A 12,473-nucleotide genomic window follows, 5' to 3' on the forward strand; every position below is an offset into this window, starting at 1 on the left:
ATCGTTATTTTCCTTAAAAAAATTCACAAATCAAAATAGTTTAGACAACTTCATTTATAATATATTTGTAAAAAAATATTGTGTAGCTCAAAAAAATATCTATCTTTGTTTCCAAAATAAAAATACAGAAATCTATTCGTGTCCCAGCACACTATAATATGATACAGTATTATTAATTGTAATTATGGTCGTCAGTCCCCTTCCTCACGCACTGCTCTGCCCTTCAAAGGCAAGCAGTGCGTTTTTTGAATATAGATCCGTTATGTAGATTTAATTAGATATCTTCATATAAGTTTTTAAGGATTAATCCGGCAATTGTCAGACCAAAAATTGCGGTAATATGCATAAGCGATCCATTTGCTTTATGATTATCTTTAGATTCAGATTGTTCAATTGAACAATTCTTTAGACGTTCTTCACTATAGACACATAAAAACTTTCGTTTTGGTTTTATTCCATTTCTTTTAAATTTTTGGCGTAATGCACGCGCAAGTGGGCAACCTGTGACTTTCCAAAATTCAGCAACTTTAACCTTAGTTGGATCTATTTTCAAGGCTGCACCCATTGATGAAAATAGTTTAGCATTTGTATTTGTTGCATTTTCTATAAGAAGAGCCTTATCATCCAATGAGTCAATTGCATCTATTATATAATCATACTCTTCTAGTCGAAATTGATTTGCGGTCTCTGCACAATATACTTCATTAATAGCCATAATCTCAGCATCAGGAGACAGAGACAGTAATATTTTTTTCATTTCATCTACTTTTGCCATTCCGATAGAATGTATCGTTGCCATTCGTTGGCGATTTATATTACTTACACATACCTTATCTCCATCAACTATAGTTAAGTGTCGAACACCTGATCTTATAAGACTTTCTGCACACCAAGATCCCACTCCCCCAATTCCAAAGATAATAACTTTTACATTATTGATTCTTTTCATTTTCGACTCACCAAATAGCAGTTGAGTTCTACTTAGGGCATCTATTCTTTGATACTTTTCCATTTTTGTTGGTTTTTATGCAAAGTTAGCTATTTAAGTTGATGTGTCAAATTTTTTATTTTGTTTCTTTTAATGCATAATTATGATTATGTTAAATATATATGCATGTATCTCTGACTCAGATCTAATCTCTTTTTTTTCATTTGGTATAACCTCGTTTCTAAATAAAGTCATTATCTAAATTAATAGTGTTTTACTTTAAAATGAGATACAAATTCACATATACTAAAACTTAGACTTCTACCCTATTTTACTAATTGTTTATTTTAACAATAAAATTCAGTAAACAAAATTTCCTCCTCTATCAAACATCATATAAAATTATTATTTCTAAACACTGATCTACTCTTTAATCTGTGATTATTTCAGATGAAAGATGCGTCAAATCATACAAGAGGAAATTTTTACGTTTATAACTTTCACAAAGTTATTTTAGCAGATGAAGTTGTCTAAACTTATTTTGAGATGTTAAAAATTCGGTAAAATAAATAAAATACAGCGCATCCTGAAAATGAAGCACTATATTATAGTCGCCAAACTTCAATAAGTTGCACCTATGCCAGAATACGCAGTACTTGACAAAGATACAATAAAAAATCGAATTATGCCCTATCTTTCGGTCGCAAAACGAGGATTCGAGACAAAATTTGACTTGGTAGAGATTGTTAACGCCATTCTCTTCAAGTTGAAAAGCGGATGTCAGTGGCGAATGCTTCCCACAGGTCATCTGTTCAGTGGTGTTGCACCAAGCTGGAAAACGGTTTTCCACCATTATCGCAAATGGTGCAAGGCCGGAGAATGGAAACGCGTCTTTACCGAACTTCTCAAGGCAAACAAGGATAAGGTGGATTTGTCCCTTTCCCATATAGATGGCTCCCATACCACCGCATATCGCGGAGGTGAAATGGTTGAATATCAAGGTCGGAAGAAGAGGAATACTACTAATGCCCTCTATCTTAGTGACAGAAACGGACTTCCTCTGGCCATGTCCGAACCGCAGAGCGGCAACCATGCTGACCTTTATGAGATTGAAAAGAGGATAGACGAACTTATGCAGCAGCTCAGGGAAGCGAGCATCCGTACTGACGGTCTTTTCTGCAATCTTGATGCCGGCTTTGACGGGAAGAGTCTCCGTACTGCACTTGACAGTCACAATGTCATTTCCAACGTATGCCCTAACCGAAGAAATGGAGGAGAGACTGAAGACGAATATCTGTTCGATGAGCAGATGTACAGTGAACGCTGGATTGTGGAAAGAACGAACGCCTGGATGGATGGCTTCAAGTCCATCCTCACACGATTCGACACAACCGTTTCCAGTTGGAAAGGTTGGAATTATCTGGCCTTCATCGTTATTTTCCTTAAAAAAATTCACAAATCAAAATAGTTTAGACAACTTCGATTGTTTACTTAATTATTACTAATAAAAGTTTATTTTTATATTATCAACTTACTTTATCCTTATAGGCAACGTTATTTAATTATGACATCTCAAATTTGAGGCATATTTATTTTGAAGCAATCAATTGTCAAATAGTTTGATTTTCTTCAATATAATTCACACGGAATAATCCGTCAGCTATAGTTCAATTCTTAATTTATTTTTCATTTGAATTGGAGTGAAAATATGCCTAACAATATTTGAATATTATGAATACGAATAATAATTTGAACAGATTTAAAGACTCCATGCGACGACTATTATATAGTATCCTATTAATAATTATATTAATGGCAATCTCACCATTCGGAGTTTTTAGTTCTGGAGTAAAAACATCTGGCGAAGGATTTAGTCCTGAATTCGAAAAGGCTATAGCAATTATAAAAAAATATGAGGGGTTACATAGAAATAGAGGGAACCTTATCGGTTATGGTCATCAAGTTATTGCTGGTGACGGCTATAAAAGAGGAACAAATCTTACGGAAAAACAAGCAGATGCATTATTAAGGAAAGATCTTTCAGATCTATGCAAGAGATACCGTAGTTTCGGGAAGGATAGCCTTATTCTCAGTGCTTTAGCTTATAACTGTGGAACTGGTATAGTCGCAAAATCATCTGTATACAAAAAACTTAAAAATGGTAATAGAGATGTGAAAACTGCTTATCTTTCCTATAATAGAATTAGAGGTAAAGTTAATTCACAACTTAAAAGAAGAAGACTCGAAGAATTCGATGCTTTATTCATTCCCTAATTTTTTTGCTCAATTTTAGAAAAACTTATGCTAAAAATGTTATTTAAACGTTGAGCAACTATAAGAGATAAAGAAAATGAAATCAATACTACACATACTACTCCATTCTATCCTTATACTATTTATGGGGTTATCCTTATGTGCTTGTTCTGAAAAAAGAACTGACAATTTAAATGAAGGACTTCCTCAAGAAATACGTGAAATTGCCATAGCAATTATAAAGGATTCACCTCAAGAATTCGCCTCAGTTATTTCTTACCCTATTGAGAGACCATATCCATTAAAAAACGTTAAGGATTCAACCGAAATGGTAAAATACTACCCCACTTTAATGGATGATACAATAAAAAAAGCTGTTAAAGAGTCTCCTGACTCTGCATGGCAATATTGTGGCTGGAGAGGATGGACTTTAAATAATGGTTCTTATTTTTGGATTGATGATGGCAAAATATATGAAGTCACTTATACCTCTACAAAAGAGAACATTATGCTTGACTCTCTTAGAAATATAGAAATCTCAACTCTTGAGCCGTCTTTACAAGCAGGATGGACTCCTGTAATGTGTGTACAAGATACTGATAGTGGGGAATTATTCCGAATAGACCTACAAGATGGCACAAATCCTCCAATATACCGTCTCGCCGGATATAATCCAGGAGCAGATCTTTCAGGAGAACCAGAATATATTCTTTATGGATCTCTTGAGCTTGAAGGATCCATGGCAAACAGGTTTTATCATTTTATAGGAGAGGATGGTTCCACTGCTCAATATTCACCGGATGTCATATCTAATGAAGACACTCCGCAAATTGAAATTGAAATAAAAGGTCACGCAAAAAGATACAAGGCTAAACCGGATTATTGGCTTGATCATATTAGATTGAAACAAATACAATCCACTTATGATTCCATATCAAATATTGATATGAAGTGACATAAGAAAATGGACTGAATTGAATTCAGTCCATTTTCTTATGTCACTTCATACACATTTTTAAAATGGGAAATTTATGCCTAAATTCAATGCAGCATTAGAATTTAATGGCACACCCTCTTTAGATAGCTTTCCTATAGTCTGATCCATACCTACAAATAAATTGAAACCTGTTGTATGCAAATTAAATAGCCAACCAAAGCCTATACCATAAGTTCCAGCGACAACATTAACATCTGCTGATATAAAATTTACAGGACATATATTGGCAGACAATCTAAATTGAGTCCAGCTATATTTCCCATTTATCTTTGAGGAATTTAACAATCCAAAATGAAGACGTCTATATACCGGCAATTCGTATTCTACACCAAAGTTAAGGGTAGTTGACAATGCACGAGTACGTGATGAGATTTCTTCTACATCTGACATCTGATATAATTTAGCAATATCATCTGTGAGTCTATCCCATTCTTTATCAAAATAATGTTCGTTTTCTTTATCTGCACTGAAAATAAATGAATTCGTATTAACTATCTGAGTTCCATCTGTTGAAGCTTTCTGTGTCTTTCCCCAATTCATAAATCCTAAATCAAGTGCAGCTATAGAAAATTGGAAATCATTCCATTTATACTGTGCTCCAAGATCAAGACCCAATCCAAATCCTTGTGGTTTAAACTTATCAATCTCGCCACCTGAGACATAATCCTTTCCCGTCTGATCACTATGGTCCATATTATATCTGAAGCCTCCTACTGATGCATATACCTCAGCATTTGTTCGGGCAATCCACTCATTTTCTCCCAACATCAATTTTGCGTCATTGAACTGGAAATCAAAATTACCGACACCTACAAGAGCTTTAATTGTAGCACCCACACGTAGACCTGGCACTTGCCGAATATCCCTTGAATGGTTTAATGCAATTTGGGCATAGGCATTCGCATTTGCGAACATATTTTCTATCTCATAAGTATCATTAGTAACACCTTCTTTTGCCAATGAAAAGAATGAACCTGGCACTGAGGCATCCACACTTGCCACACCTCCAATAGAGATAGTATTATATCCTCCTATACCTTTAAAACCTACCGACAAAATATCTATCTTTTCATTTGTGCCCAATCTATTCTTCGCACTAAATTTTTTCATCGCTTCACTCTCACTAATGCCAGGATTAGTAAACAATACTGTCTTACCATTAAGAGTATACACCACATCTTTGACATGTAAATTTCCATGCATGTTGATGTTTAAATTGCCAATAGCTGGAAATGATACAAAACCCTTTTCGTTTCCAAATGCTGGATTCATTTGGAAACGGTAGTCATAGTTTTCCAAGAAATATCCTGAATATGTAGTTTGTGAAAAAATCCCTATAGTGCTGCATAATGATATGCCTGCACATATTATTATTTTTTTAATCGAAAATTTCATAATTAATTGAAAATAGCGTTCTTATTCATTAAAATTCCTTAGTATAATTTCCGCTAACTTTAGCCCGTAAATTGCTTAGAGTTATTGTCTGCGATGGAGCCAATGCCTCATTTGATGTAGGAAGCACGGTCGCTGTAAATATTATGCCGTCAAGATTCTTTATCTCTCCCGTTATCCTTATATTAATTTCTTGATTAGCATTCTCCGGCACTTCTGCACCAACTATTTCTACATCTTTAATCTTATTACCATTCCTATCAATAGGATAGCCCGAAATATTTGCTTTAAGTGGCAAATTATTAGTAACCATAACATTGATTTCAAGCTTTTCAATTGTCAGTGCATCAAGATCTTCACTACCCCAACCATCAACCTTATCCGTATAGACGATCTGTGTTGGTGTGTCTGATGATTCCGACAAGGCAAGTGGAGCAACAAATTCCCATATTCCTTCCACTGGTTCAATTGAATGTCCAAGAGGGAATTTAACCACCTTTTGTCGATTTATGCAAGGATCTACAAGATTTATCTTAAGTTGTGATGGAATACCATTTCCACTAAGCACTCCCCCCAATGTTGAGAAAGCTACATTCTTAGGATTATTAAAGGAAGAAGGTACATCTTCTGCCCCATTAGGACTAAGACAGAAATTATAAGATTCCTCATTCCCTTTATCATAACCTATGGTAAAGAATCCGTTATCCAAGCCAAATGTTTTAGGGGATTCATTTTCGCGTATTGCCATTATATCTAACCCTGTACGAAAACCAAGATTATACTTCGCAATTGGATTATTAATGCCTATATATATCTGCGGATTATAAAGCACCAGATTTGTCTTATCCTGAGAAAGGAAATCTGGCAACTCATTGAGACTTATTGGTGCTATATCCAATCCATTCCCATCAAAATGATATTCTACCTCTCCCGATACTGCGGTTATTGCCATATCTGATAGTAAGTATGATATGTTTAAATTTACAGACGAACCAAGAGTACAATTTGAATCTGATGAGAGTTTTAGATTTGCACTTTCGATGTTCAAATTACTAATCAAGGACAATTCCCTATTTTCTATTGAGCAATTATTTACCTCTAAATCTATTTTAGTCACAATAATTTCCAAAGATGTTTTCCCATTAGCAAACATCAGATTTCCTACAGAATATTCTCCTGTCTGAGCATCATATCTTCCTTCAGGAATACTATGTGATATTTCAAGACCTTTAGGTATTTCAATTTTAATATCTGACAATTTAGCATTTATATTTTCTGGAAGATTTTCAGCCGAAAAATTTATCACAAATTTTATTTCATCTGAATAAATTTCTGTTAGGCTTATTATTGATTCATCAATATCTTCAGCCCGATAAACCACTCCCCTCTTTATCGGAGAAACTAACGGGATAATAGTATCTTCTACCCCAATCGAAATACCACTTGTTGGAAAAATTACTTCTGCCGATAAAAGTTCGGGAGATGAAGCCTTGAATGATGGTATATAAATGGGATCCGATTTGAAAGAACCCGATTCTTTTATACCATAAACATCCTCTCCATTATGATTTATATAATGGATTTTGTCTCCTAGTTTTACTTCTATGATATCTCCCAATTTTATTGACTCCAAATTGATCGGGACTACCAAATCTTTTACCTTAAACTCTGATGTGGTGTCTATGTTTGACAAATCATATTTTTCGTCAATACAACAAGTCAACGAAAACATTGTCAAGAGCGTCAAACCACCTTTTACAATTATTTGTTTCATGATAAGGAATAAATATAATATTTAATGCAAATCTTTTCAGCTTGTTTTATATCAACAAAGTTAATAAATTTTATCCATATTACTTACAAAATTAAAAATATTTTAATAATTGTGAAAACAAATCCGATAATCAAATGCCATAGCTCATTAAAAATATTAGCTATCGTTCTCTTTAGTCAATCAACATTGTAATCCCGAAGCAACTTATAACTGCAGACAAATCACTTTGGAATCCCCAAAAATTATATGTCATCCCATATATTACAATTTATAATATTATAAATGCCTAATAACTCATCCATAACTTAATCTTGATACATTTGATTTTACAAATATTAAAAATTTTGATACAAATAATAAATCCCATCTTAATTCTTATTAATAATTTTGCAAATGATTAGAGCGAGAGACAAATATTGCACCTGCACTTTTGCTCCAATACAAATAATCATTATAACATAACCTACCCTATGAAGAAAACTCCTGTTTTTATTTTTTCAGCAATTCTCACAAGTGCTTCATTGTACGCTATAGGAGAAAACAGACCTATCATACAGACTAAGTACACTGCTGATCCAGCCCCGATAGTCATAAACGACACTATTTTTTTATACACATCTCATGACGAAGATGATGCACAAGCCTATGGTTTCAAAATGAAAAATTGGCTTCTATTCACCTCCACTGATATGCTAAACTGGACAGATAATGGAGCCGTTGCATCTCTTGAAGACTTCAAATGGTATGATGGAGATAATGGTGCGTGGGCAATACAAGTCGTAGAACGAAATGGCAAATATTATATGTATTGTCCAATACATGGTCATGGCATTGGAGTCTTAGTCTCAGACTCCCCCTATGGACCATTTAAAGATCCCATAGGGAAGCCTCTTGTTTGGCAAAGAGAACATTGGGATGATATTGATCCTACAGTATTTATTGATGATGATGGACAGGCATATATGTATTGGGGCAATCCCAACTTATATTGCATAAAATTAAATAATGACATGATTTCATATTCCGGAGAAATCATGAAGATGCCCCATATTGATGATTATCAAGAAGGACCATGGTTCTACAAACGTAACGGTCACTATTATTTGGCATTTGCATCAACGTGTTGTCCGGAAGGAATCGGATATGCGATGAGCGACTCCCCTACCGGACCTTGGACATATAAAGGCCATATCATGGATCATACTCCTCGCACACGTGGCAATCACCCGGGAATTATCGATTATAAAGGCAAAAGTTATGTTTTCGGACAAAGTTACGATATTCTCCGGATTGAGACTCAGGATCATCATGAACGACGGAATGTGGAAGCGGCAGAAATGCACTACAATTCCGATGGCACAATTCAGGAAGTCGTATATTGGCGAGACGCTCCTCTGAATCAGATACATTTCCACAATCCTTACCAAAAGACAGAAGCTGAGACAATGGCGTGGGGATACGGATTAAAAGTAAAAAAGACAGATCTTAGAACTTCCGTTCTGACAAATATCAATAATGGGGAGACTTTAACTGTTGCAGGTGTTGATTTTGGGAAAGGTGCAAAAAAATTCTCTGCGGCAATTGCTTCTGAGAAAGAAGGGAATGCTATTGAGATTCATCTTGATAGTGAAAATGGACCTATTGTCGGCATCCTTGAAGTAAAACCCGGTAAAACTTCTGACAAATTTTCATTACAGTCTTGCAAAGTAAAAGGTGCCAAGGGTGTCCATGACCTTGTATTTAAATTCATAGGGACGCAATCTGACTCTGACCTTATGGAAATAGATTATTGGCAATTCAAATAACACTAATTGAACCCCTGAAAACAATGATGTCGGATGGACTACATACTGTCCATCCGACATCGTTTCATTAATCTATAACCAATTCTGATAATGGACGCTTCGGCACATGATGTACCCCATCAGGGGTGCGATAATACTTAATGTCATTATCAACAACAGACATATCTTCCAAAACAACCTTCTCTACAGGATATCCTAAAGCCAATATATATAGCGGCTTATAATAATCTTCCAAGCCAAGTCCTTTTTTAATCCCAATCTCATTAAAGGATTTTATAATACATCCTCCAATCCCCAATGCTCTCGCACCTAAAGTAAGTGCCTGCAATTGCAATCCGTCATCACACATCTGATTTTCTGTCATTCGTGTATCAAGACACTGCACCAAATAAGCCGTCGGTCTTTCATCCTTTACCGGGCCATCCCAATCAGAAAGATATCCCGCCCATTTTAATAGAGGAAATACTTTTGCACATTCATCTGATTCACAGACTATCCTATATTTTAATGGTTGAAGATTTCTTCCCGATGCACAGAACCTGGTAAGATTGATGAGACTCATGAGGGTATCTTTGCCAACTGTACGTGCATTGTCAAATCTTCTTATGGAGCGATCTACCATTATCAATCGCTTAAGCATTTCAAATTCGTTCATATAATATTTTTTTCAAAATTAAGAATTTTTCTGATTTTTATCAAATATCCAAATAAATATTGCCTAAAATAAAAAATAAAAACATATCTCTCCAATTATTACAATCTTTGTTACGCTACATCCGTTTATTTCTAAAAAGAATCTGATTTATGAATTAAAAATATCTAAATCAAACGAATTAATTAAATAAAAAATGATTGATTATCAAGCAGTAATTAATAGAATTATATCCGAAGCCAATTCATTTTTAGGTAAGGGAAAGATAGCTGACTATATTCCTGCCCTTGCTGAAGTATCTTCTGATAGACTTGGCATAGCTGTTAATCTCGTTGACGGTCGTACCTTCAAAACAGGTGATGCAGACATCCCTTTTTCAATACAAAGTATCTCAAAAGTTTTCACCCTTTCCATGGTTGTCGGTGCTATTGGAGAAGATTTATGGAATTCCGTAGGTAGAGAACCATCAGGAAATCCCTTCAACTCTCTTGTTCAACTTGAACATGAAAAAGGCATTCCCCGTAATCCGTTTATTAATGCCGGAGCTATTGTAGTGACCGATAGACTTATTAGTCTATATCCACGTCCGAAAGAAGCCATACTTGACTTTGTAAGATCAATAGCAGGTAATGCTGATATTTATTATGATACGCGCGTTGCCATCAGCGAACGAGAAAATGCTGACCGGAATATGGCATTAGCATATTTTATGAAAAGTTTTGGCAATATACATAATGATGTGGAAATGCTTATCGATGTATATTGTCATCAATGCGCATTATCAATGTCTTGTTCCGATCTATCACGTGCCTTTCTATTATATGCCAACCGAGGAGTTAATCCACAGAACGATGTCAGAATCCTCACGGAAAGCCAAACAAAACGACTTGGTGCCGTAATGTCTACATGTGGGTTTTATGATGAAAGTGGTGATTTCGCATATCGCGTCGGATTACCTGGTAAAAGTGGAGTAGGTGGAGGTATTGCTGCATATATGCCGGGAAAACTTGCCATATCAGTATGGAGTCCTGAATTAAATAACTTCGGCAATTCTCTCGCAGGAATAGAAATCTTAGAGAGATTCACCACTGATATCCAAAGATCCATCTTCTAATATTATGAAAAGAATATCACCATGTTATTTATTCCGAGAGAGCCTCAATAAATACAGATATCCTTATGCCCAAAAGATTTTTTAATTTTATTCTTTATGAAAAGATGAACAATTATATCATCCGTTTAGATAGCCAACGTCTTGGCTATGGCAAGGTCGTACTAAGCAATCCATCTAAAACCCATATTCCACAAGGGATCACTGTGGTTTTCGGAGAAAATGGATCCGGTAAAACCACTCTTGGAAATATCCTTGCGAAAGGGAAAAATGCCTACGGCAACCGGATAACATTTAGAAATGACATCAATTCAATAAGGATATTGGCTTTCACCGATATTCATGCCCTTAGTGGTATGGAAGCTCAATATCAATCCCAGCGCATGGAAGCTACAATGAATGATATGGTACCAACCGTAAGAGAGATAATGGGAACGAAGATTCATGACCCTAAAATGATGGAACTCTCATATATTCTAAATATAAATGATGTAATTGATAAGAAAATAAACTATCTTTCAAGCGGAGAACTACGCAAACTTTTAATTATAAATGCACTGCTTGATAATCCCGATGTATTGATCCTTGATAATCCATATATTGGTCTTGATCCAGTTTCGCGTTGTGAGCTTAACAATATGATGGAAAAACTTAAGGAGGACGGATTGTCAATTATTTTGATCCTTTGTGATGCAGCAGATATCCCCATATTTACCGATGCAGTAATAACATTAGACAATCTAACTATCTCCCAGTCAATTCAAGACAAAAGACAGATCTCAGACATACGGAACCATGATTTTGAGGAATCTTCTTTAGATATCAACATATTAAAGTCAAGATCCGGGAATCTGAAAACAGATCACAAGATCTCCTTCTCCATAATTGACGGACATATAAGATATGGGGAACGACAAATCCTTAAAAACATAAATTGGGAGGTAAAGAAAGGTGAAAAATGGGTGCTCACAGGATCAAATGGTAGTGGTAAATCTTTACTATTGAGTTTAATTTGCGCGGATAATCCACAGGCATACGCAAATGACATAACTCTTTTCGACCGTAAACGCGGTTCAGGTGAGAGCATCTGGGAGATTAAGGATGCCATAGGCTACGTCTCACCCGAAATGCAGCTCTTTTTCAAATCCAACTCCTACATAAAAGAGATAATTGCACAGGGATTAAGAAATTCGCTCAACAAGTATCTCCCTCTGACAGACGAAGAGATCACCGAAACTGAAATATGGATGCGTATTTTGGGAATATCTCATTTAGCAGATCGTAGGTTTACTGAACTTTCTACGGGGGAACAACGTCTTGTACTCGTCGCACGCGCAATGATTAAACAGCCCGCGTTGCTTGTTCTTGACGAACCTCTTCATGGTCTTGACGCCCGCAATAAAAAAAGAGTAATAAAGATCGTCAATGATCTCACTGAACGCAATGGATCATCATTAATATTTGTCACTCATTATGAAAATGAGATTCCTGATTGTGTTTCCAATACAATGGCTCTTACTAAACGCTAATAACTTAGCCTATATATCATAATACCATGAGA

General features: G+C 35.4%; 10 protein-coding genes. 6 read left to right on the forward strand and 4 right to left on the reverse strand.

Annotated features, from left to right (window positions below; genetic code table 11):
- Positions 1–274: 274 nt before the first annotated feature.
- A complete protein-coding gene (locus tag E5331_RS04720; RefSeq protein ID WP_123484747.1) occupies positions 275–1,012 on the reverse strand; it encodes a tRNA threonylcarbamoyladenosine dehydratase in 738 nt (245 codons plus the stop codon).
- A 553-nt stretch (positions 1,013–1,565) separates the two neighbouring features.
- Here E5331_RS04720 and E5331_RS04725 point away from each other — a divergent pair.
- The 3 genes from E5331_RS04725 (at position 1,566) to E5331_RS04735 (ending at position 4,136) form a co-directional block, all read left to right on the forward strand.
- Positions 1,566–2,396: an IS5 family transposase gene (locus tag E5331_RS04725; protein WP_123484746.1), complete on the forward strand. Its 831-nt coding sequence runs from the start codon at positions 1,566–1,568 to the stop codon at positions 2,394–2,396.
- Positions 2,397–2,740: 344 nt separating this feature from the next.
- The gene (locus E5331_RS04730) at positions 2,741–3,202 is read left to right on the forward strand and encodes a lysozyme (RefSeq protein ID WP_168355137.1); all 462 of its coding nucleotides are present in this window, start codon (positions 2,741–2,743) and stop codon (positions 3,200–3,202) included.
- A gap of 76 nt (positions 3,203–3,278) precedes the next feature.
- Positions 3,279–4,136 carry a hypothetical protein gene (locus tag E5331_RS04735; protein WP_123481862.1) on the forward strand — a complete coding sequence of 286 codons (858 nt, stop codon included), beginning with the start codon at positions 3,279–3,281 and terminating at the stop codon, positions 4,134–4,136.
- A 60-nt stretch (positions 4,137–4,196) separates the two neighbouring features.
- Here the strand turns inward: E5331_RS04735 and E5331_RS04740 are convergent, their stop codons facing one another.
- On the reverse strand, positions 4,197–5,573 hold the full coding sequence (locus E5331_RS04740) for a DUF5723 family protein (protein ID WP_123481861.1): 1,377 nt from the start codon (positions 5,571–5,573) through the stop codon (positions 4,197–4,199).
- A gap of 28 nt (positions 5,574–5,601) precedes the next feature.
- Positions 5,602–7,344, reverse strand: a complete 1,743-nt coding sequence (locus tag E5331_RS04745) for a hypothetical protein (protein ID WP_135985666.1) — start codon at positions 7,342–7,344, stop codon at positions 5,602–5,604.
- Between the two features lie 470 nt (positions 7,345–7,814).
- Here E5331_RS04745 and E5331_RS04750 point away from each other — a divergent pair, with 470 nt between their 5' ends.
- Positions 7,815–9,149: a glycoside hydrolase family 43 protein gene (locus tag E5331_RS04750; RefSeq protein WP_123481859.1), complete on the forward strand. Its 1,335-nt coding sequence runs from the start codon at positions 7,815–7,817 to the stop codon at positions 9,147–9,149.
- A gap of 67 nt (positions 9,150–9,216) precedes the next feature.
- Here the strand turns inward: E5331_RS04750 and E5331_RS04755 are convergent, their stop codons facing one another.
- Complete coding sequence (locus E5331_RS04755) at positions 9,217–9,804, reverse strand: nitroreductase family protein (protein WP_275441085.1); 588 nt, start codon at positions 9,802–9,804, stop codon at positions 9,217–9,219.
- 196 nt (positions 9,805–10,000) lie between these two features.
- On the opposite strand from E5331_RS04755, the gene E5331_RS04760 reads away from it, so the two are divergent.
- Positions 10,001–10,915: a glutaminase gene (locus E5331_RS04760; RefSeq protein ID WP_123481871.1), complete on the forward strand. Its 915-nt coding sequence runs from the start codon at positions 10,001–10,003 to the stop codon at positions 10,913–10,915.
- Positions 10,916–11,019: 104 nt separating this feature from the next.
- Positions 11,020–12,441 carry an ATP-binding cassette domain-containing protein gene (locus E5331_RS04765; protein WP_168355138.1) on the forward strand — a complete coding sequence of 474 codons (1,422 nt, stop codon included), beginning with the start codon at positions 11,020–11,022 and terminating at the stop codon, positions 12,439–12,441.
- Positions 12,442–12,473: the final 32 nt, after the last annotated feature.

This window comes from Lepagella muris, assembly GCF_004793975.1.
Lineage (GTDB): Bacteria > Bacteroidota > Bacteroidia > Bacteroidales > Muribaculaceae > Lepagella > Lepagella muris.